The organism is Desulfobacter latus (assembly GCF_013389365.1).
GTDB classification, from domain to species: domain Bacteria; phylum Desulfobacterota; class Desulfobacteria; order Desulfobacterales; family Desulfobacteraceae; genus Desulfobacter; species Desulfobacter latus.
In genome coordinates this window covers 1-22,176 of record NZ_JACADJ010000050.1, presented here as the reverse complement: position 1 = coordinate 22,176, position 22,176 = coordinate 1, and the positions used below count along the sequence as shown (strand labels likewise).

At 41.3% G+C, this 22,176-nt stretch carries 17 protein-coding genes, 1 tRNA gene and 1 rRNA gene; 17 read left to right on the top strand and 2 right to left on the bottom strand.

Annotated features, from left to right (window positions below):
* Nucleotides 1-43: 43 nt before the first annotated feature.
* The 17 genes from HXW94_RS13155 to HXW94_RS13075 all read left to right on the top strand — a co-directional run bounded on the left by HXW94_RS13155 (nucleotide 44) and on the right by HXW94_RS13075 (nucleotide 21,683).
* Nucleotides 44-3,748: a protein kinase domain-containing protein gene (locus HXW94_RS13155; RefSeq protein ID WP_178367363.1), complete on the top strand. Its 3,705-nt coding sequence runs from the start codon at nucleotides 44-46 to the stop codon at nucleotides 3,746-3,748.
* Complete coding sequence (locus tag HXW94_RS13150) at nucleotides 3,717-4,778, top strand: hypothetical protein (RefSeq protein ID WP_178367362.1); 1,062 nt, start codon at nucleotides 3,717-3,719, stop codon at nucleotides 4,776-4,778. Before HXW94_RS13155 ends, HXW94_RS13150 begins: the two co-directional genes overlap by 32 nt.
* A gap of 125 nt (nucleotides 4,779-4,903) precedes the next feature.
* On the top strand, nucleotides 4,904-6,466 hold the full coding sequence (locus HXW94_RS13145; protein WP_178367361.1) for a hypothetical protein: 1,563 nt from the start codon (nucleotides 4,904-4,906) through the stop codon (nucleotides 6,464-6,466).
* Nucleotides 6,467-6,741: 275 nt separating this feature from the next.
* Nucleotides 6,742-8,712, top strand: a complete 1,971-nt coding sequence (locus HXW94_RS13140) for a hypothetical protein (RefSeq protein WP_178367360.1) — start codon at nucleotides 6,742-6,744, stop codon at nucleotides 8,710-8,712.
* Nucleotides 8,713-8,733: 21 nt separating this feature from the next.
* Complete coding sequence (locus tag HXW94_RS13135; protein WP_178367359.1) at nucleotides 8,734-10,548, top strand: hypothetical protein; 1,815 nt, start codon at nucleotides 8,734-8,736, stop codon at nucleotides 10,546-10,548.
* Nucleotides 10,520-12,475 carry a synaptonemal complex protein 1 gene (locus HXW94_RS13130; RefSeq protein ID WP_178367358.1) on the top strand — a complete coding sequence of 652 codons (1,956 nt, stop codon included), beginning with the start codon at nucleotides 10,520-10,522 and terminating at the stop codon, nucleotides 12,473-12,475. The genes HXW94_RS13135 and HXW94_RS13130 overlap by 29 nt, the downstream gene beginning before the upstream one ends.
* A gap of 38 nt (nucleotides 12,476-12,513) precedes the next feature.
* Complete coding sequence (locus HXW94_RS20135; protein ID WP_178367357.1) at nucleotides 12,514-13,161, top strand: OmpA family protein; 648 nt, start codon at nucleotides 12,514-12,516, stop codon at nucleotides 13,159-13,161.
* A 500-nt stretch (nucleotides 13,162-13,661) separates the two neighbouring features.
* The gene (locus HXW94_RS13120; RefSeq protein ID WP_178367356.1) at nucleotides 13,662-13,862 is read left to right on the top strand and encodes a hypothetical protein; all 201 of its coding nucleotides are present in this window, start codon (nucleotides 13,662-13,664) and stop codon (nucleotides 13,860-13,862) included.
* On the top strand, nucleotides 13,855-15,285 hold the full coding sequence (locus tag HXW94_RS13115) for an AAA family ATPase (protein ID WP_178367355.1): 1,431 nt from the start codon (nucleotides 13,855-13,857) through the stop codon (nucleotides 15,283-15,285). The genes HXW94_RS13120 and HXW94_RS13115 overlap by 8 nt, the downstream gene beginning before the upstream one ends.
* 12 nt (nucleotides 15,286-15,297) lie before the next feature.
* On the top strand, nucleotides 15,298-15,717 hold the full coding sequence (locus HXW94_RS13110) for a DUF1257 domain-containing protein (RefSeq protein WP_178367354.1): 420 nt from the start codon (nucleotides 15,298-15,300) through the stop codon (nucleotides 15,715-15,717).
* Between the two features lie 72 nt (nucleotides 15,718-15,789).
* Nucleotides 15,790-15,990 (top strand): DUF2997 domain-containing protein, encoded by a 201-nt coding sequence (locus tag HXW94_RS13105; protein WP_178367353.1) that lies wholly within the window; start codon nucleotides 15,790-15,792, stop codon nucleotides 15,988-15,990.
* A 22-nt stretch (nucleotides 15,991-16,012) separates the two neighbouring features.
* Nucleotides 16,013-16,900 (top strand): DUF3150 domain-containing protein, encoded by an 888-nt coding sequence (locus HXW94_RS13100; protein ID WP_178367352.1) that lies wholly within the window; start codon nucleotides 16,013-16,015, stop codon nucleotides 16,898-16,900.
* 156 nt (nucleotides 16,901-17,056) lie between these two features.
* Complete coding sequence (locus HXW94_RS13095) at nucleotides 17,057-17,395, top strand: single-stranded DNA-binding protein (protein ID WP_178367351.1); 339 nt, start codon at nucleotides 17,057-17,059, stop codon at nucleotides 17,393-17,395.
* Between the two features lie 11 nt (nucleotides 17,396-17,406).
* Nucleotides 17,407-18,138, top strand: coding sequence for a hypothetical protein (locus HXW94_RS13090; RefSeq protein ID WP_178367350.1), 732 nt, complete (start codon nucleotides 17,407-17,409; stop codon nucleotides 18,136-18,138).
* An 83-nt stretch (nucleotides 18,139-18,221) separates the two neighbouring features.
* Entirely contained in the window at nucleotides 18,222-19,022 is an 801-nt protein-coding gene (locus HXW94_RS13085; RefSeq protein WP_178367349.1) for a RecB family exonuclease, read from the top strand.
* A 16-nt stretch (nucleotides 19,023-19,038) separates the two neighbouring features.
* The gene (locus HXW94_RS13080; RefSeq protein WP_178367348.1) at nucleotides 19,039-20,874 is read left to right on the top strand and encodes an ATP-dependent helicase; all 1,836 of its coding nucleotides are present in this window, start codon (nucleotides 19,039-19,041) and stop codon (nucleotides 20,872-20,874) included.
* A 152-nt stretch (nucleotides 20,875-21,026) separates the two neighbouring features.
* Nucleotides 21,027-21,683, top strand: a complete 657-nt coding sequence (locus tag HXW94_RS13075) for a hypothetical protein (RefSeq protein WP_178367347.1) — start codon at nucleotides 21,027-21,029, stop codon at nucleotides 21,681-21,683.
* A 173-nt stretch (nucleotides 21,684-21,856) separates the two neighbouring features.
* On the opposite strand, the gene HXW94_RS13070 is transcribed toward HXW94_RS13075, so the two are convergent.
* Together HXW94_RS13070 and rrf are read right to left on the bottom strand one after the other, a co-directional pair.
* Nucleotides 21,857-21,933 (bottom strand) — tRNA-Arg (locus HXW94_RS13070).
* A 114-nt stretch (nucleotides 21,934-22,047) separates the two neighbouring features.
* A 5S ribosomal RNA gene (gene rrf / locus HXW94_RS13065) occupies nucleotides 22,048-22,164 on the bottom strand.
* Nucleotides 22,165-22,176: the final 12 nt, after the last annotated feature.

Below are 22,176 nucleotides of genomic sequence, written 5' to 3'. Positions count from 1 at the left end.
ATTGAAATATCATAGGATCACAGTAAGTTAAAAGGCTTAAGGTATGATAAATCTGAATCAATCAGATAATTCCAGCAGGTTTGTATATGAGCCTGGGGATTATCCGGAGATCTTGGACAGGGACTATGAAATTATTGAAGGTATCAGCCGGACCGGATTCAAAGAAACCTACAAAGTAAAAAATGTTCCTGGTAACAATGAAGAGATTTTAGCCCATGTTTTCACTCTTCCACAAAGTAATTTAATTGAAAATGCCTCTGATTTACTGGGGAATAGAATTGAGTACATCAATTCCCTTGACTGTCCATCCTTTACTCCGGTTTTATGTAGGAATATGACGGTATCCGACGATTATATCAATGTCGGAATTGTGTACAATACCTGGTCGAATCAACCCCTTGCCTCCCGGATTAGTTTGAATGCCACAGACCATGATCTTGTAAGCAACAGGATGTCTTCGGTAGAACTGAGAAAGACCCTTTTGGCCCTGTGTGATGCGGTTTTGGAAATCCATGCTTTCAACGACAGGAGAAGTGATGGTAGACAACAATGGCACCTGGGACTAAATCCTTACTCCGTGCTGTTTATTGATGATGAGATCAGGCTGACCGACGTCATGCTGGAATACCTGACTCTAAAGTTGGTTCAGGGTTCTGATAATACAGATTCCCGGTGGGACTTGCTGTGGTCAGCGCCCGAGGTGATTAGGCAAACCGTTGAGAATATAGGCCCCGGGTCGGATATCTGGTCTTTTGGCATTATCATGTATCAACTTATGGGAGAGGCGTATCCTTTTGCCGGAAACTCCGTGGCAAGGAAATTGGTGAATATCTGCGCGTCATCCGACAACAAAAAACGCCTGGATTTCCTGCCGGTTTCACTAGGAAAAATACTCACCAAATGCCTTGAAAAAGACCCGTTAAAGCGGTATCAGTCATTCGATGGATTGAGAAGGGATCTGCAAACCGCAGAATTCACAAAAACGTGCGGTGCCCGGGAGCAGCACGAAAATGAATATTACGCTCAAAAATGTGATTGTGGTATGGGCTTCTCACATTTGGTCGTGAAGCGTCCGTATAGTGGACAGGAAACAAAATGGTTCCAACCTCCCCAATTGCCGGATACCTTGCTGCCCGGTACAACGGAATTCATCGAATTGAACCTGCACCTCATGCACCACGAGGACTTTCACAAGTTTAAAAATACCGGGAAAAAAATACGCATTGCCGTCAGACCGAAAAACGGCGGGATTGTTATTGATGATATTATCATCCCGTTCCTGCCGCCACCGAAATTTGATATTGTTGAAAATCAAATCACAGCAGCCTATGATCCTTCCATCGACCTTATTAACTTTGATATTCAGCTTCAATTAGTCGAAAGTGAAGCTGTGATCGAAAAAATCACTGCACTGATCGGTGATATCCGGGTTCCGGAATCCAATGTCGTTTTCAACGCGGCCATGTCTGAAATCAAGAAAGGGAACCCTGAGCTCCCTGTTCGAATTTCAGTTCCCCAGGACCTTCTTGAGCTGGATCACCCCAACGAGATCTCCCTGATCCTGCAACTGAAAAACCGTAAAGATCCTTTAACGATCGACCAGACCCATATTGGAGACACCTTTACTTTCACCCTGACCAATCCGCCGACCCTTGTATTTATACCCAACCGTGAGTTCATACAGGTTGAGGTGTTTTGCGGAGAAGGGGTGAATACGGTTTCCAGGAGAATCAACCTGGGCAATACCGGAAACTCACGAATTGAAATCAACTCTGTGGAAATCGGTATAGAAACCGACGGTGATGCGCTGCAACAGCCGGAGTTCATCAAGACCGTCAACCATGACGGCTATATTGATCCGGAAGATACCGGGGATATTCAATTGGTTCTGGAGCCGTCAAAACTTTCGGACCGGAATGATATCCATGTGATAAAAATCGTTTTTCAGTATTTTTACAATGAAAAATGGGAAGAAAAAATCATTAGTAAACGGATCAATTTTTCTACCCGGACGCTGATTCCCGGAGAATTACTTGCCGTGGATTTCGGCACAACAAACACTTATTGTGCAGCCATCAAGGAGTCAATAGATCCCGACGCAAAAGCCGTTCACCTTAGTTTTTCTGAAAATAATTCAGATGGCGTCATCCCCAGTGTTATAAAATATGCCGGTCTCAGGGATTTTTCAATCGGCATTGGTCCCCAACGCGATTTTTTTCATGGACAACCCAATGTTTTCAAGTCGTTCAAGCGGCAGTTCGCAAGCCAGGAAAAATTATTTGCCATTTTGACCGGAAGCGGAAAATCTGCCAATTACGAAGCCGAGCAATTGATCAAAGATTACATCGGCAAGTTGATAGAAGCCATAAAAGTCGAGCATGGTTTTGAGTTCAAACATTTTGTATTTACCCATCCGAGCAATATGGATGTGAACCAGCGCAAACGATTTGTCCGGATGTTACAGGACATTGATATTGATCCGGCCCGATGTGTTTTCATAGATGAGGCATGTTCAAGTGCCATTTATTCCATTATGCAGCACCACACCGAATGGGTGGGAAAATACCGACTTGTTGTTTATGATTTCGGCGGCGGCACCACGGACCTCACCTACTTTCTCGTGGAAAACGACAGCGGCATTTACACGATTGATACTGTGGACATCAGCGGTTTGCCCGAGTTCGGCGGCGATGATCTCACGGAGATCGTGTTTGATCAATGCATATCTTCCATTCTTGAAAATTATTTGGGGATTGAAAACCAAACCAGGGACGAATCTCTTTCGTTGTTGCTTCCCGCAGACTTTCAAGGGCTTTCCCAGATCACTTACGATCCGAGATTTGAAAAGGAGTGCCGGCATAATCTCGGCCACCTGAAAATAGAAGCCGACCGTTTAAAAATTTTGATGAGTCAATCCGATGAAAATGAACAGATCCGATCAATGGGACTGTACTTTTTTGACGGCCGGAAAAAAGTACCGGATCAGGTACGCGTGGATGTCTTTGTAAAAAAAGAGCAGTTCTTAGAAAAAGCTAGGGAAGAACTCAAGAAAAGCATTCAAACGACCATTGACATGTTCGTCAATAATGAAAGGGAATTGTCTGAAAATTATATTGCCACACCTGTCCATCTCGTTCTTTCCGGGCGCTCCTCGGCACTCCCGTTGGTAAAGGAGATGTTCCAGGAAATCATTGCATCGGAAAAAATGAACATTGCGGATATTACCCATTCAGATCTTTTAAAGGAGTGTGTTGCCAAAGGGGCTTCCTATTATTATTTTAGTCAGAGTACCGGTGCTGATTTTATCCGGATAAAGGGTGGCGAGGGTGTCAATCAGATCCGCATTGGCCTTAGAGACTTTGACCCCACGGGTGGAACCGGTCCGATACCCATGGGATTTGTGTTCAAGGAACTGGTTTCCGTCAATACAAAACTGATCCCGGATCATATGGAGATGGAAAAACTGGATCTCGGCTATGCCGTAAACGAAATTGATTATAAATTTTCATTTGACAGTGACGGTCGATTAAACCAGGAAATAGAGTTGTTCCAGCATTCCGGGTCCAATTCACACTTCAGTCAAATGGTTTGCACGTCCATTGGGAAATACGATCTCAAAAAAAAAGATGCTGACCCGGGGGCTACTGCGACAGTGAACGGAAGACTTCGGGTGGCAGTGTATGAAGGTTCAAAAATTAAAGTAAAGGCAAAAATAAATGGGCAATGGCATCCCCTCGTCCGGGTATAGCCGCAGGGACGTCGGGCAAGTCCTCCTGGATTTTTCCGGAAACCGACTGTTGGTCTATGATATCTCGGATACGGCTTGCCTGATGGAAAGCATTCCCTTTGATGTTGTTCTGGAAAATGCCCCCGAAAATCCTCGGTTGAACAATGAGGTGCCCTATAATTTAAAGGAATGCTCCAAAAGCTTTCATCGCATCCTGCATATTCTCCACCAAGATCGGAAGATTATCTCTATTATATTGTCGGCCTTTTTCAGAGCCATACATTCCCGGCTGGCAAGCCATATTTTCAGAAATGATATCACCTTTCTGCTACCCACCGTCTGGGAACCGGACATCAACGTTGTATTGATTGACACTTTTCTATCCGTATTTCACGTATCCCGGCTTCAGGCATTTGATGATGTGCTCGCCTGCCTGCCCTATTTATTCCCCAATGATTTTAACGAAATATCCACTCCCTTCCAAAACCATGGGGATGATCATGCCATATTGGAAGCTTTGAAGCAAGCTGTTGGGTTTAAGAAATCAACTGAATCCAAAGGCGCAGCCTACAAACTGGTACGATTCAGGTGGAAATTGCTCAGGAATTTAAACCAGATGGATCAGTTTTCTGAAGTGAAAGCCAACGGCATCATGAATATTCGGAAAGGATTCAGCCATAATTGGGTCAACAGGATTTCCATGGATTTGAATATCGGCATTGATACCGGCTCGGAGACCGTTCCGCTGAGACTCATGTCCCCCGATGTTCCTATTGGTGATACTATCTTCGTGAATTTCCAGATTCCGGCTCTGGAAGGTAAAATAGATCTTCCATTGGTGGCGTGGCTGCAGGGGGATCTGGATAGCCTCTTTCGGCTCCATCGATTCACCTTCGCAATGCCTTACTATTTGAATCGGAGGGAGAAAATGGCAAACGGTACTTTGGCACTTAACAAGGAAACCCATTTTTCATTGAAAGGAACACTGTTGTGCGAGGAAACTGGAAATAAACAGGAAGCGGTTTTTAACCTTCCCATGCTAGTGAGGTGAATAATGCTTCCCCTGAGAAGCCAGCTGGGACACCGGTTAAAAACAAAAAGAATGATAAAGGACACACAGAAACATTTCCCAATTAGACGGCCATATCGCTTAAATAAAAAAATCAGGATGCTAAAATGAAACAAAACCCCCTATTATACATGATCTGCGGATTTTTACTTATCAGCGCATTTATTGGCTATTTCTCACAGGTAAATGCTAATCAAATGACAGATGCAGACTATATTCTCCTGTACTACCTTTATATTGATGGAGAGGGAACAAAATATCCGGTCATCAGTGTATATAGAAGAAAACAGGGGCAATTCCATATTGAATTAAAGCACAAATTTTATTTGGCGAGTGGCAAGCCCGCCGGGCTTGGAGATGGACCTCAAAAAAATGGAATCGATAATATAATCAGCTTTTTTACAGGGTCGTCATCACCAGACGTTAATGTCATAAAGTCTTTTCAAGAAGATGTTGGATCGAGAAAGGATGGAGAATGGGGAAGTGGCACCTGGATGGATTTTTTTGAATTTATGAAGAAGAATCATCGGAAAAAAAAGACAATTATAAATCAAGTTTTTTATATAGCACACCTTAATCCAATCGAAGAAAAGTTACCTTTAAAGTATTTGGATACGATAAAAAATAATCAAGTGAGTTCTTGTGAAATCCCTATATCTGAACCACTGTTGAACATTATCTCCCCTTCCCCACAACATACACAAAAATCATCAAAAGTTGCTTCTTCTGCGAAGCCTTTTGGAAATTCTGTTAGTAAAAAAAAGAATGATAGATTAAACGCTGATAAAGGTTCTTACTCAAGCGGAATTGGTGAAAAACATCTTGATCAAGTCCTGTCTGAAAACAAAAAAGATATTCTTGATAGAATAAATAAGCTGTCAAATAAATTGTCTGAGATGGCAATCAAGAGTACGAATTTAGATAAAATAATAGTAGAACTCGAGAATGTAAAAAGTGAACTAACTAAATTACCTAGAGAACTCCCACTCCCCGAAAATATAGAACCATTTGACGCAAAAAAAATATATGTTGGAATGATTCTGTTATTTGTCTTACTGCTTCTGGTACTGATAGTCCTATTTATAATTTATCGTGCTTTCAACGCTTCATTAAGAGACTCGGATCGTTTGATGCAATCTCAATTTGAGCAACTGCTCAACTCCTTCGAATCCATTATCTTTCGAAAAAATAATGAGTTAATGCAAGAGATAAAGGATGCTTCGGACTTACAGCTGAAGTGGTATAAATTTTTTGAAAACGAATTCTTAAAGACACAAAAATTATCTCGGCAAAATATATCCGGCAATCAAGACTATGGGGTTCTCACGAGTGATGTAAAATATATTAGAACGATTGTAGAAAATTTCCGCCACCGTCAGGGAACAAGCAATAATGAAATCAAAGAACTAACAAACCAACTGATGATTGGAGGGAAACCGGCACTTTCCAGAATTATTAGTCAGTTGACCGATATAGAGAAGAAAATTGATCAATCTAAACAGACATCCCGTTCAAATGTAGAAAATGTTAATCAGGTAGCCGGTTCGGTTGAAAAGAATGGACGTAAAACACCTGAAAACAAAACTGGAGCAGAGGGCCTGCCCCCCTCTTCCAATCGTTCGAACCAAACCAGCCAGACGATGAAGGACAGAAAAAAACTCGACTGGTAAATTCGGCACAGTCTAAAAGAGGACTCAACTATATAGAAAACAAAATGAGCATTAAAATGGAATTGAAGTTTGTTTGTTCCGTTTATAATTTTTTTTGATCGATACGGAAACGGGCTTGATCATAAGATAGGCCATTTATGTGGTGACCAGATATAGGGAACTATCAACCATCTGTAATCCCAACGTTATTTTGCAGTCAATTAAACGATTGACACAAAGTGGCCGAAGTTATGATCAATCCCCGAAACGGAAACGGAAACGGAAAAGGAGATGTTTTGAACGATTCACAAGAATTAAATAGTTCTGTTGAGAATTTGAGCTCATCTGACCGATATGAGATTATAGAAGGAAAAATAGAAAACATCAAAAATAAATCTTTGAAGCAAGTTTACTTGGATACAATTAAGATCAAATATAGAAACAATTATTTGAGTTTTGATTTAGTCCCTACTACAGAATCAAGGGGAAGAGACCTCATACCAATATTACATATTAAGGGTCTAAATTTAAATATTTCCCTTTTCAAAATCGGCAATAAAGATTCAGAAAAAATTAAAGATACGTTGATAAAAAGTAAAACTGTATCTACCTCTAAAAAACAATTTAATACAGGAATTCAACTGGGTGAGCTATCGGAATTAGAATTAGAATTGGAAATCATGATTCAGGGACGAGATGAGTCAAAAACAACTATAAAAAATATCTACATTAATAGGGATAAAAAAATTTCGTCCACTACACCCCAGGTGTTCAATGATCAAGTATCCAAGACCCGACTTGCATCTACATCAGATGGAAAACAAATAAACGATATATTAGATAAAATAAGAGTGCTTGAAAATAAAATTGATGAAATTGTTAGCAAAAGTATTCCAAACTCTCAATCGGATTCTGGATTTGATATAAAATCACTAAATGATTTAGAAAAAAGAATAAGAAAACTTGAATCTTTATGCAGAAATCCTGATAAGGCTTCAGAATCGGAATCAGTCGAAACTGAAGATCGGGTAAGCGAACTTAAAACAAGATTAGATACACTTGAAAGTACGCTAGAAGAAAGAAATTGGCCAATTTCAGTAGATGTTTTAAAAAATTACGATTTCGTAGAACAAAGAAACTTTGACGAATTGTTTCAGGAGGTTAAGCAGCTAACTCAAATATCGTTGCGGCCCGTCCAATTTGAAAATCAAATTGAAGAGGTCAAAAAGAGTATAAAAAATTTAAATTCTAATTTTCATGAGAGAGTCAGCAATCTGAAAATTGATATTGACAATGCAAAAATTGATGTCTCCAATCTAAATGATAAAGTAGAAAATTTTATTCAAAGTTTTGAATATTCATCAGTCAACGAAAGGATACAAGAGATAGAAGAGGCCATCGAAGAAGATAAACGCAGAATTCTGGCCCCCAAATTTATTGACCACTATTTTTACGCAAGTTTCCAAAATTTATTTAAACCACAAACCAGTGTACTGAAGCAAGCCAATATCCCTGATGTACTGTGTACCCAGGCAAAAGAGATCGTCAAGATAAATAAAGTGCTGGGTGAAATGAAAATGCCTTTTAAATCAGCTGACGATGATATCAGACAACAGATAAAATCATTGCAGGAAACCCTTCGTAACTTGTATTTTAGCAGTCTGCCGTTGATTGATGCATATCGTAGCATTATTAATTCATTGAATGATTTCCAGTCTGATAGAGACAAAGAAAAAATAGAGATAGCGAAAGAAGGCCCTGGTTGGGAGTTTACCATATTACGCTTAATCACCCATTATAATTCATTTTCCCCTTACCTTAGAGAATGGCCTGTACTTGAGAGTTTTGAAATATTCAAATCCTACGTCATCAAACAGGAGGGAGGGTTTGAAAAATTTTTAATACAATTTGTAGAACAGGAAATTTTTAATAATTTTGTGGGAAAAACACTGAAATTAATAAAACAGGAATATAGAGAAGAAAATATTGTCAAAAATTCTGAGAAGATAGATTCCAAAAGTATTGAAGAATTTTTTAACGATATTGAAAAAAGAATACTTGATCATGCCGGTATTGAAGAAATCGAACCGCCGAAACGGATAACGACAGAGACGGAGGAAATAAAAATCAGCGAGCCTCCGGAACCAGATAACAGCAAACCGGAAGGAACCGTTGTCGATATCCTGCATCCGGGTTATCGCCTCACTTGGGGCGGAAAGAAAATCCTGGCCCACGTGGAAGTAAAAACCACTTACAAATCGCAGTGATTTTGGGGTAAAGGTTGAATTATGATCGACGATGTCCTGATAGATCTTCTACACGCCGCCCAAACATTTAATGCGCTGGGGAATTCGTTTACAAAAGGCAGTTGTCTTGAAAAAGTCGAACTCAATTATAATGCCGCGGTTTCCCGTGAAAGGAGCCATTTTTTTACCTGCCGGCTTGAAACATCTAAAGACATCTTGCCCGTTATCCTCATTGGTCAGGATACCGGCCTATTTGAATTTGTCTGTCACCACGATACCGGCGGTAAAATAAGTATTGAAGGTTCTTTTAACCAATGGGGGCAAGATCAAGAAATTGATTATACAATGCATGAAAGTGCCGATGGAATGTTCTCTCTTTTTTTTGATCTCAACTTTCAGGGACTGGATTTGTTTGCATACAGGTATGCATTAGAAAATCGGTATCTCCCGGACTACCGTTTTCAAGATATCTGTGTTCATCCGGAATTCGGGGTCTGCACCATACCGGATTTTAAAAAGCAGGATATCGTTTCTATCCGGTTTATACTCCCGGAATCATCACGGGGGGAGCATCTTTGTGAGTTAAAGGTTGTCAAACATCCTGAGTGGCTGCTCCCTATAGATCACCATCTGATATTTGACAGTACAAACACATGCTTGACATCAATGAAAATTTGTCGGAAGCCCCAATCCGGAGAAACGTCGGACGGGCAGATTCTGATGAAAAGCCCTGACAGCAATCTTATATTCAAGGTGCCGGTCCACAGAGACACCCTGTCTCCGCCCATTCACCTGATCATTGACAATTTTGATATCTATTATGGCAAATCCGTCCAGGCCGGAGATGCGATAGAGGTCCCCATTCCCTTGAAAACAAGGGGCAAAGGCAAGCTGGATATCTCATTTTTCGGCAACGGCGTATCCGGTCGGTATTCCCTTGAATCCGATTCCGGCGCAGAAAAAGACCATAAGGTTCTCTGCCGGGTAGAGACTGCGTATTTATCCGCGGGTCAGGCAAGGGAGCTACTAGTGCGAATTACCTCGAATTCTCTGGTGGCTAATACGCGGAAGTTTGACTTATATGTTCATATTGAACTTCTTCATCTGCATACTTTTCCTGTTACTGCTTTGAATTGGGAGAACACACCTCTGGGGGAAGACCGCCGCCAGGTCGTGGAATTTATGCGAAGCGATTCCCTCGGGCCAGTGGAGAACGTTAGCATTGAGATCCCTTCGGGAGTCAAAAAGCTGATTCGATATGAACGCGACACGAAGCTTCCCCACCAGATTAAATTCTTCTTTAAAAGTCCAACCCATGACCTGGAATCCGTTTTGGAGGATCGTATTGAGATCAAAGCGGGCAGTAAAGACGGAAAAGAACTCACTTATCTTTTTCCCATCCGGATCAGTACCAAGTCTGTGGAAGGGGGTGTTGAGGTCCTTTTCAACAAGGGACAACGGATTCGAAAAGTCGGGAATTTGTCCCTGAAATGTTGGAATGCCGTCACCAGTGAAGATTCGGTTCGGATTTCCAGGATACACTGGCAAAAGGGTATTTATAAACGCTTTACGGCATTAAAAAATGAAGGCAAGACAAAATATCCCCTTGTGAACCCCGGAGACCATGCGGAATTTTCTTTTAACCTCAACCGGAAAAGGAATCTGCTTTTCCCCAAATTTTTTTGTGAGACCTTGAAAATTGATTCCAATATAAATGGGTATAACCATATCAGGCACAAACTAAATATCCTTTTGCTCCCAATAATCCTCTCCTTTCCGTTTGTTAAAGTAGTGGGCAAATTAAAAATCAAAAAAAGGAAAAAAGTGAATGATCAACGATTTATTGTCATATATTAACCGTCTCAATCTGGATTTCTCTTTTGATTTGGCTAAATACCTGATGGGAACTATTACATCTTCCGTTATCAATGGTATCATCATCTTGTTTTTTATAGTGGGCTGTCTGACCCTGCTGTACAGAATGATCAAGGTCGGTTGGGACAGGCGTGCACTTGTAAAAGTGACAAATATTTTTGAGACCTCCGATAAAGAAAATTCGGAAGAGCTGTTCGATCGTCTGGAAAGTACCCATATTTCAAAGCAGTCAACCGTTATGAAGGCAATCCGCCATGTACAAATCGTTAAAACCCGGGATGGAAACGTGGATATGGCATCTGACTCCCTTCGATCCATTACGGCGCCGACTTCCTCCTGGGGGCGTTATATCGCCAGTATCTTGATCTTGCTTGGCCTGATCGGCACCATTATTGGTCTCAGCCAGGCCGTGATCAATCTAAAAAGTATACTGACCGGCATGGGAGACAATATTACCATGGATTCCTTCCAGATTATCATTAACGACATTCTCGGCAGCCTAAATTTCATGGAAACGGCTTTTTCAACGACCCTATGTGGGTTTATCAGTTTTATTTTTCTCTCTTTTCTGGATCATGCATTTCTGAGAAGACAGGACAATTTCACTCGGCAGTTGGAAGCTTTTTACGCCAACCTATTGATCCCGTTTTTTTCTCCCAAACAGGCGGGTGACAATTTGGCCTATATTGCCAATATCATGAAGTCATCCTCGACGGAATTCATCAAAGCCTCTGAAAGCCTGTCCGGACTGGCTAAAAGTATTTCGGAGAATCAACGGATCTACACAAATATGGCAGAGACCTTAAAAGACAGCATAAAGGGGATCGGCCATTCACAGAACGATCTTAAAGAAGAATTCAAGATCCTTTCCCGGTCTACGTCGGCCATTTCTGAGTTATCCGAAAATTTGAAAAAGACTTATGAGAGTTCACATACTTTGACGCAGACATTGTTTGAAAAACTGGGCGATGATAAGGGACATATTGATAAGCTGTATACAAAGTTGAATATTACCATTGAATCAATGAAACAGTTTTTTCATGACGAACTGGTGGAACTTTCCGGCAACCTGGTAGTCTATGCGGATACACAATCCAAGGAAATCAAGAATATTGAACTGGACCATGATGCCGCGATGCGGTTGTCGAATTCAAAGATTGTAGAACTGAAAGAGCAATCTGAACTCATACTTGAACAACAGAAAGAAGCACATCTCAGTGAAATGAAGAATGTCTGGGATAAATACGAGCACATTATTTCAAGCATGTCACAGACCGTTGAAACTCATTCCGGAATAATAGAGGAACGGTTAAAAGGCATCCAAAACGAAATTTTGAAACAGCAGGACATTTCGTCTGAATCCCGTCTATCCGCATTTGAGGAAAAACTAACGCTCATGTCGGAAAAATATCTCCAGCAAGCCGAAGCAATAAGTGAAAACCATGCTTTGTCGGTTAGACTCCTTGAGAAAGGATTTCAAGACCTGCAAGAACAAATCAGAGGGTACAGCCACGGCATTACGGATCAAACCTTATCCCAATATGATGTTATGTCGGAAAGCTTTGAGGCCAAGCTCAATGAATTGTTCCCCGGGTTGCGGCAATTTTTATCAAATGTTTTTGAACAACAGGCAGGCCTTGTGAAATCAAGTCAAAACGTCATAAAGCAGATGGAGGAAAATATAAAGCAGTTGTCAGAAAACAACAAAATTCTTGATTTAAACAATATAGAAACCTCACTTAATAATCTAATCAAGTCTCAACAAAGCTTTTTAAAACTGAACCATGACAGGGAGAGGGCGCTTGCTTTAGCTGCCGGCCTAGATAGCGTTGGTGGGAATCCTGTTTCCAGTTTATATCAAAAGACTACCCGAAAAGTTTCATCAATTTTTTCTGCGGATAAAAAATAGCACCCCTGAATGAAGAATAATGAAAAGGAAACGTAAATGTGACTGTAAGACAGCAATCATCCAATGAAGTGCATATCTGGCCAGCTCTTCTAGATGTCATTATCGCCACCTTGATGATCATCCTTCTTTTCATGATCATCCAGTACATTTCATTTTATCTGAGTGATGCGCTGGTACGTATTGAACTCCGGGATCGTCAAGACCAGTTTGTTGAGATGATAGATGCATTTGAACAAGCGGGTCGGTTTCCCAAAGGCTCCATCACGGTGAAAGCCAACGGGGATTTTCAAATGCTGCGCTTCAGCAGTGAACTGGTATTTGATCCCGGTCGGGCGGATATATCTAAAAATGACATAGACAGATTCAAATTTCTTGATGCGGTCGGTGATTTATTGAAAGAGGGATATCATCATAAAAAACTTTTCCAGCGACTCTATATTGAAGGCCACACAGACACAAATCCCATAAGGAACCGACACTACAAATCAAATTGGGAGTTATCCACGGCAAGGGCATTGTATATCGCCAATCACTTCATAAGGACCGATAAAATAAGGCCCGAATATTCCGATGAACGCCTGTTTGGTATTTCTGGATACGGTGAATACAATTTTGTCGAATCCGTCAATGATCTGGATAGTAACCGAAGGATTGAAATCCTCCTTGTCTATTCTGAGAAAAGATAAGCACATGGACTAAATTTTCCTGGTTATAACGGATTTGAAAGTTCACTCTTAACCATTCGAATTTATTTATATTTACTTTAGATCCTATCCTGAAATTGTGACAAAAACAGGGCAGAAAATTCATGTTCAATGGCCAAGAAGCCTGAAAATAGGTAAGGACCAGAAAGCCGAATTAATGGCCTTTCCCAAATCCGTTATAATCAGCCATTTTCGATTTTTTACGAGACCATCATATTTAGCTTTAGAAAACCGTTATCCTTCTCATGATTGGGCAACCAATTCATTTTTTCCATTCTACATTATTGTTTCATTTCACTCCTTTCATAGAGATATAATCATTTAATCTTAAACACTTACAGTGTTGTAGATTCTCCCCGGAACTAAAAAACGTACTTTTCTATGACATCTGTCATGGATTGGTGCGGTTTTAGTTTCATTTAATTGTCCTACATTTAATTGTCCTACATTTTTAAATTTTAAATCTTTATGAAGGAGGTTTTATGCAATCTTGTTTAACGGCAGCCGCCGTACGTCCAGAGCCCTGGGATGAAAATCAGTTCGTCTGTGACTTCTGTCATCGACCGGCAGAAATTGACACAGAAGCCATTATCGATGGTCATGAACGATCCGTATGGCTTTGTGGTCGGTGTACTCGGAGCAAACAAATTCTTAAACAGTGGGAGGTTATTTCCCATGATTAAAAATGAACTTAAGAATTATTTGAAGGCCGGGTATCCAGCTATTTGTGTATTAACCCAAGAAACTCACAGGGCAGAACAATTATTGCCATGTGAAAATTGGCAGTTCTTTGTATGGGACTGTATTCAAGGTATCAGAAAAGCTGGCACTACCCAGGTCCTTGATGAAATCAGAGACCCTGTGGAAGCCATTAATTGGCTCAGCATGTATACGGATACTGTGCTGATTGCCAATAACCTGCACCTGTTTCTGGACATCCCTGAAGTCATTCAGGCTATCCAGAATGGCGTGGTCCGCTGGAAAGGAATTGGATGTGCGTTGATCATGATTAGTCCGGTAATACAGATGACACCAGAAATCGACAAATTATTTACCGTTATCAATTTACCTTTACCGGATGACAATGAATTGATCGACTTGCAGAAAGAACTTTGCACCAGCGTGAACGTCAATATCAACAAACGAGCTGCCCGTGCAGCAAAAGGCCTAACATCGGATCAAGCAGAAACGGCTTTTGCCTACAGTTTGATTACTACTGGATTCTGTAGCACCCGAGTAATTTCAGATGCTAAATCTCAAATGATTAAAAAATCTGGACTAATGGAGTTCTGGGAACCTGCTGATATCAAGGATGTTGGAGGTTTAGATAACCTCAAAGCATTTATCAGCAATCGTGCCAGGGCGTATGAACCTGGAAATGAGCATCTACCACGCCTAAAAGGAATTATCCTTGTAGGAATACCCGGAACTGGAAAGTCGCTCGCATCCAAAGCAACCGCATCCATTCTGGGTTGGCCCTTAATAAGACTGGATATCGGTTCATTAAAATCATCCCTTGTGGGAGATTCAGAAAGACGCATTCGTGAAGCAACTCAGGTCATAAATGCATTCGGTGAAGTTGTCGTATGGCTCGAGGAAATCGAAAAAGTTTTTGCTGGTATAAAAAGCTCTGGAGAACTAGATTCTGGCACAACAGCTAACATGTTCTCACACTTTTTAACCTGGGTTCAGGAGAGCGATACCTCAGCTATCATCATGGCAACAGCAAATGATATCTCAAAACTCCCACCGGAATTTATTCGAGCCGGTAGATTTGACGCGGTGTTTTTCGTAAATCTGCCGACTATCCAGGAGAGGATTGATATCATTAAGATCATGAACCGTAAATACGGATCTAAGATTCCTACCACCTATGCTCAGCGTTTAGCAGGCTACAGTGGTGCTGAGATCGAACAGCTTGCAAAGGACAGTCTTTATGATGGTGTTGATGATGCTTTCAGCGCATTAGTACCATTAAGTAGAGTGATGAGAGAAGAAATTATCGCTCTTAAAGACTGGGCTAAAAACAGGGCTCGTCCTGCAAATACACAAGAGGACAAACCTAAAGATCAACGAAAAATCAGACAGATACCTAATGTATCATGATGGAGGTGAAATTTGTCACATATCTCAAGAATTGAACTTGAAATCATGGACCTACAGTCATTGAAAGATGCCTGTAAAAAACTCGGTTTCCATTTTATGGAAGGACAAACTCGATACCAGTGGTACGGCAAATGGGTTGGTAATCAGCCCCTGCCAGATGGTATCAGTGAAGAGGACCTTGGCAAATGCACCCATGCCATTCATGTTCCTGCCGCAGTATTTGAAATTGGTGTTGTCAGAAAAGGCAACGGATACATACTGCTCTGGGATTCATGGATTGGCGGCGGCTTGCAAAAGCATATTGGCGAAGATGCAGGGATTCTTAAACAGGCTTATGCCGTAGAATCCGTAAAACGAGAATCCAGAAAAAAAGGATATCGCATTACCGAAAAAAGGATGAAAAAAGGCATTCGCCTGTCCCTGTCACTTTAACACCCTACCTTTTCAATCCCACCAACCACAGTCTATTCCAACCATCCCAATTCTAAAAAAGGAGTGTTTCAATTGAAACAAATCATTATCGACGTATTGGATTCTGGTGAAATCAAAATAGAAACAAGAGGCTTCAAAGGTAAATCCTGTATTGAAGAATCCCAGTTTCTTAAAGACCTGCTCGGAGAAGAAAAAGCAAGAAATCTTGTCCCGGCATACTATCAGACCAAAAACAAAGTCGTAATTCGTAAACACCTACCGTTATGCGGATAAAACAATAAAAGGAAATTACATTATGAAAAATGACATTTTCAAAAAGGCTTGCTTGATTCAATTAACCAGCTCAGTCTGGCAGTGTAGTCGTGTATTAAATCAGAAGGTTATGGCTGAGAAAATCGGTCAGGATAATAAATTTCTGGTCGGTCGGAAATATCTAATAGAACCGACTCTTCTCGGTCCTGTAAAGACCGCAGTTCAGCAGGCAAGAAAGACTGTTCAGCGTCATTCGCTTCCTTTTCCGATCACCAGTATTTATCTGGTACCGAAAGAAGCCCTTACCGAAATTGATGAACGGCTCCAGTATTTTAAGGAGCGGTTCTGGCAAAAGGTTCAGGACTTTGAAGCACTGTACGGTTCAGCAAAAGAGGAAGCAGCCGCAGTACTTGGAAACGATTTGTTCAATGAAGCAGATTATCCAACTGACATCTTGAGCAAGTTTAAGCTCGACTGGAGATATTTTGAACTGTCCACTCCGGCCAAATCAAGAATCCTTTCTCCCGAAATCTATGAACGTGAAAAGGAAAAATTCGCCAGTCTCATGGAAGAAACCAGGGAAATGGCAATGATCGCACTCAGAAACGAATTTTCGAATGTTGTCAACAACCTGGTCGAGCGCCTGACCAACAACGATGGTAAACCTAAGATGGTCAGTAATGCCATGTTCAACAAATTGAATGAGTTCCTTAACGATTTCTCAACCAGGAACATTTTTGAAGATGAAGAACTGGTAGGGATTATCGAACAGGCCAAATCGGTTGTCTCCGGTGTTTCTCCTTATGGACTCAAATACAATGATGTCCTTCAGAAGAAGATCACCAAGGGAATGTCTGAAGTAAATGAAGCCATCAATGCTTCAATCGAAGAAATCCCCAGACGTCATATAAAACTAGCAGCTAACGAATGAACTGATCCTGCCTGAAAAGACAATTACCAACAAAGTTTAACGGGACCATCCGTCCGATTGTATGGATACGCATCCTGTAGAGTCGTCAGGAGAAATATAGTACGCCCGGTGGTGAAAGGTGTACTCCCGTTAAATCAACAAAGGAGAATTAAAAAAATGAATACATGCATCATTACAGGCAACCTCGGTACTGACCCTGAATCGTTTTTCAGTGAAGGCGGTACCCAGATTGTAAGTTTCCCTATAGCTTTCCGTTCTACCAAAAATAAAACGGATAACTGGGTCAAGATAACCTGTTTCAATAAAACCGCTGAACTGGCTGAAGCGCACCTGCATAAAGGCGCCCGTGTCGGTATTACCGGTATGCTAGATCAGGATCGCTGGGAAAATAGTGAAGGAGAATCCAGATCGGCGTTGAAACTGATCGCCAATTCCATTGAGTTTATCAAAACTGATGGAAGAGGTTTTGAAGACAAGGATGATACCCCATTTTAAGGAGGTGACTCATGTCCAAAGATCAAAGTAAACCCAAGCTGGATGACCGGTTTATCAAAAGTATTAAAGGTAAAGATTTTGTAGTTTATGCCGGGCTTTTGGATCTGGCCCATCAGATCGGAATTCAATCGATCAGGGTAAAAACAATACAGTATCCCACCAAAGAAAATGGTCTTGAAGCTATTTGTGAAGCACACGTTGTATCAAAAAGTGGAGAGGACTTTATCGAAATAGCCGATGCAAATCCCAATAATGTCGCACCTCTTGTGAAAGCACATGTTCTCAGGATGGCTGCCACAAGGGCAAAAGGCCGAGCATTAAGGGATATGACCAATATCGGAATAACCTGTTTGGAAGAATTAGGAAACATTGATGACCTTGAAAATGAAAAACCAGTTAATGATAATCGTACATCAAAGACCCAGAAACCTCAGACAACTGCGAGAAATACTGGAACCAATGATGCAAAGGCTAAAAACTCAGGCAACAAAAAGAAAACTGAAACTACCCAAACGAAGAAAAAAGAGGACTCGAAAAAAGAACCATCTAACGCACCGGCCCCCTCTGACGGTCCCAAAATGAGTGCAGCCCAGAAAAAGGCGATACTCAATCTGGCAAAAAGAAGGGGCTTATCAGAAGAGGATCTTACCAAATTATCCCTTGAAACATTCAATGTGAACTTCGAGTATCTGGATTCTTCCAGCGCGTCGGTCTTTATCAGAGACCTTCAGCACGCAGCATAATTTAAACCATTAACAATTCGTGATCAGGTATCAGGACAAACCCTATTGGTGCGTCCTGGTCCTGGTCTGGAAAGGAAATTTTTATGGATATCTTAGAATTAAGAAAACAGCCACACCTGTCCGTCAGTTCAATCAATTCATATATCGATTGCAGTCTGATGTACAAATTTTCCCGAATTGATAACCTGAAGCCGGATTTTGTATCAGATAACCTGATATTCGGCTCCTGCATCCACCGAATTCTGGCTGAATTCAACCAAGAGAAAATGATGGGAAACATTCTGTCATCAGATGAAATTGAGAATATGTTCAAAACAGACTGGGAGAAATCGGCCAAAGACAATCCTGATATCCAGTATTCCAAGGGTAACACCTACCGGACACTGTTAAATCAGGGCGTTAAAATGCTTCATGAATTCATGAAACGAGTTCCTGAAAATGATGCGACCATCGTTGCCATTGAGGAACCCTTTGTCATGAATATAGAGGGCCTGGATATCCCATTGATCGGTATCATGGATCTGGTTGAAGAAGACGAAGACGGAACTTTGACCATTACGGATTATAAAACATCAAAGAGAGCCATGGCTATCAGTGAAGTTGATTCCAACTTCCAGTTGACCGTGTATTACACTGCGGCGAAAGCCAATGGATATGCTGACCGGGATATAAATCTCAAATTCGATTGTCTGATTAAAACCCAGAAACCAAAGTTTGAACAGATTTATACCGAACGGTCCAGTACCCACTCTGCTAAAGCAATCAAAAAGATCAAGTTGGTTTGGGATGGTATCCAAAAAGGAGTTTTCATACCTAATGATACCTCTTGGAGATGTCATGGATGTTCGTATAAATCCTATTGCGACGAATGGTTTCAAAACTAATTCAAGGAGGAAAGCCATGATAAGACTGAACTCTCGACAAAAAGAGGCAGCAGAATTTCTGTATGGCACAGCCTGTGTAATAGCTTGCCCAGGGTCCGGAAAAACGTTGACTATGACCCGGCGCATTGCAAACCTTGTGAAAAACCACGGTGTCTCACCTGAAAGGATCATCGGATTGACTTTTACACGCAACGCAGCCCAAGCCATGCGAGAGAAGCTGTATCCCATCTTGGAAGATCTGGCAACCCGGGTTGATTTGGCTACAATTCATAGTTTCTGTTATTCCCTGTTGAAACAGGAGGGCAAAACTTTTGAGATCCTTCACGGAAATGAACAACTGAAGTTTGTCCGGCAGGTGATGAAGAAGAAAAGAATCAGAAACATCCCTGTTGGTCTGATCATTCGTGAAATCAGCCTGGCTAAGAACAACATTATAGATACCGATGAATTTGCGGATCTCTACACCGGAGATGAAACCATGTTGAAGATTGCCGATGTATACCGGCTTTATGAAGCTGAGAAAAAGAAAAAGCTGCTACTCGACTTCACGGACCTGCTGTTTGAATCCTATCTCCTGTTAAAGGGCGAAAAGGAAATACGGCAAAAATACCAGGATTCATATACTCATCTACTTATTGATGAATATCAAGATGTTGGACCACTTCAGGTCGAAATCTTGAAGCAGCTTATCAATAATCACCGGAAATCATCATTCTGGGTGTGTGCTGACGACTGTCAAAGCATCTACTCTTTTACAGGAGCTTCAGTCGGGAACATCCTTAACTTTGACAAGGTGTTTCAAAATAGCCAGCAATTCATTCTGGATACGAACTACCGTTCGACACCAGAAATTCTGAGTTGCTGCCAGCGCCTCATTGACCATAATACCAAAAAGATTGATAAGGTGTTGCGGACTAAAAATTCAACTGGTGCCAAGGCAACTGTTATAGATGCCACCAATGAAGAAGATGAGGCTCTACAACTCGTAAATGAGATTAAGGGTCTGACCGAATCCGGCACTTACCAGTTCAAGGATATTGCCGTATTGTACCGGGCAAACAGTTTGAGCCGGCCAATTGAAGACGGATTCAAACAGCATCAAATCCCATACCACATTGAGAACGGGTCCAGTTTCTATCAGCGCCATGAAGTAAAGGTGCTGCTGGACTATCTCAGGTTTATCAATAATCCTGACTCAGATGATGGCGATGATGCACTCAGGAAAATTATCAATATTCCGAACCGGTATATTGGAAAGACCTTTATGACCGGACTTGAAAGCTTTTCCAATAAGCGAAATGTCCATCTGTTCCAGGGATTAAAAACAATGCCAATCGAGGTTCCATACCTCAAAAAATTTATAAAGGACTTTGTATGCTTGATCGAGCCGCTTATTCAAGATGTGGCTCAACTGGAACCGGCTGAGATTATACATATCCTCAGAGAAGGGCTTGATTATGACCGATACATTTCAGACGATGATATCCCATCACCGGACGATTCAAAGATTGAGAATATCAATCAGCTTCAACTCGTTTCTGCCAAATACAAAGACATCCCGGCGTTAATAAACTACACGGAAACTTTTAAGGAAGAGAACAGCAACAATAAAGATGGAGTAGCCCTGATGACCGTGCATAAGTCAAAGGGACTGGAATTTCCGATTGTGTTCGTTATCGGAATGACCGAAGGCGTTATGCCAAACAAACAAGGGGAAATTGAAGAAGAAAGGAGGATCTGCTTTGTCGGGATATCCAGGGCAATGAACCTGCTCTACCTGACATATCCGATAAATTACATGGGGAAGAATGCAACACGCAGTCGATTTCTGGACGAAATATTAGAAGATTAAACAATCTGAACGGGAAGGTGCTTGCCAGCAATGGTAGGCACCGCCGTTCAACCAAACCTATTTTTATTGTCACGCTCTTATACTTGACACTCTCTTTTAACCGGATATCATGGATAAAATTAAACCTTTTAATCCAAGGACAAATTACGGGAATGAATAAAAAACGACTGTTTGAATACCTTAGAGAACAAGAGCCAGAAAAGCTGATTGAACTTTTAGATAGGGCTTTTGACACTATGAATACCAACCAACGCCATGATGTATTTGGGAGGATCACCATTGAAATCCCACCAGCACATGTTGATGGTGAAAAGTTGCTGTCTGATATTGAACAATTTAAAAAACACTCCTTGGCCGGATACTATTACGCCCCTTTTGATATCAATTCAAAAAATTTTTCACACATCCCTGAAGAAACCGATGAGTGGTTTGATAAAATCGGTGACTATCTTGAAGATAGCTCCAAATTGACCGACCAGAGAGACCACAAATTGGCTGTCCAATGTTTCAAGATACTTCATGGGCTCATTGATAAAATGGAAGATGGTGATGAAATAGTCTTTGCCGATGAATACGGCACATGGATGATCACTGGTGATGAGAAACGGTTTGTTAAATCTTTTATGACCTCTTTGTCATCTATATCGAATGCAGAGGATTATGTTGCCGGTGCGATTCCACTGATCAAACGCGACAGTTATGAAAGTTTCCATAACAAGGTCTATTCCACCGCACTGGCTGTGGCCACAGGTGATCAGAAAAAACTGCTCAAGACAGAAGTTAAAAACCAGAAAATAAGAGTGAGGTAGAATCAATTCCAGATTATTTTATAGGTTGGGCACTGAAGGATTGGCCGAAAAAAATGCGGAAACTTTCCCTAAAGATCCTTAAGGAACCTTAAAAAGGTGGGACAGGAGTGGGACAATCTACCCTAAAAACAAAAAAGGCTTTCAAGCTAAAACCTGAAAACCCTTGTCGTTTATGGCGCGCCCGGCCCGATTCGAACAGGCGACCCCTTGATTCGTAGTCAAGTACTCTATCCAGCTGAGCTACGGGCGCCCAAAAACTTAATATTTATAGCAACCTTTAAGTAAGAATTCAAGTCATTTTATTAATTCTTAGTAAAAAAAGCCCCGACCATTTGCAATAAATGATCAGGGCTTTTTAAAAAAGAACCGGCGGCGTTCTACTCTCCCACACAGTCTCCCATGCAGTACCATCGACGCTAAAGAGCTTAACTTCCGTGTTCGAGATGGGTACGGGTGTGGCCTCTTCGCCATCGCCACCGGTTACACTGGTCGG

Bases quoted from the DNA above. Each gene is read 5' to 3' on its own strand.
- HXW94_RS13155 (WP_178367363.1), top strand. From the start codon at position 44: ATGATAAATCTGAATCAATCAGATAATTCCAGCAGGTTTGTATATGAG.
- HXW94_RS13150 (WP_178367362.1), top strand. From the start codon at position 3,717: ATGGGCAATGGCATCCCCTCGTCCGGGTATAGCCGCAGGGACGTCGGG.
- HXW94_RS13145 (WP_178367361.1), top strand. From the start codon at position 4,904: ATGAAACAAAACCCCCTATTATACATGATCTGCGGATTTTTACTTATC.
- HXW94_RS13135 (WP_178367359.1), top strand. From the start codon at position 8,734: ATGATCGACGATGTCCTGATAGATCTTCTACACGCCGCCCAAACATTT.
- HXW94_RS13130 (WP_178367358.1), top strand. From the start codon at position 10,520: ATGATCAACGATTTATTGTCATATATTAACCGTCTCAATCTGGATTTC.
- HXW94_RS13120 (WP_178367356.1), top strand. From the start codon at position 13,662: ATGCAATCTTGTTTAACGGCAGCCGCCGTACGTCCAGAGCCCTGGGAT.
- HXW94_RS13115 (WP_178367355.1), top strand. From the start codon at position 13,855: ATGATTAAAAATGAACTTAAGAATTATTTGAAGGCCGGGTATCCAGCT.
- HXW94_RS13100 (WP_178367352.1), top strand. From the start codon at position 16,013: ATGAAAAATGACATTTTCAAAAAGGCTTGCTTGATTCAATTAACCAGC.
- HXW94_RS13095 (WP_178367351.1), top strand. From the start codon at position 17,057: ATGAATACATGCATCATTACAGGCAACCTCGGTACTGACCCTGAATCG.
- HXW94_RS13090 (WP_178367350.1), top strand. From the start codon at position 17,407: ATGTCCAAAGATCAAAGTAAACCCAAGCTGGATGACCGGTTTATCAAA.
- HXW94_RS13085 (WP_178367349.1), top strand. From the start codon at position 18,222: ATGGATATCTTAGAATTAAGAAAACAGCCACACCTGTCCGTCAGTTCA.
- HXW94_RS13080 (WP_178367348.1), top strand. From the start codon at position 19,039: ATGATAAGACTGAACTCTCGACAAAAAGAGGCAGCAGAATTTCTGTAT.
- HXW94_RS13075 (WP_178367347.1), top strand. From the start codon at position 21,027: ATGAATAAAAAACGACTGTTTGAATACCTTAGAGAACAAGAGCCAGAA.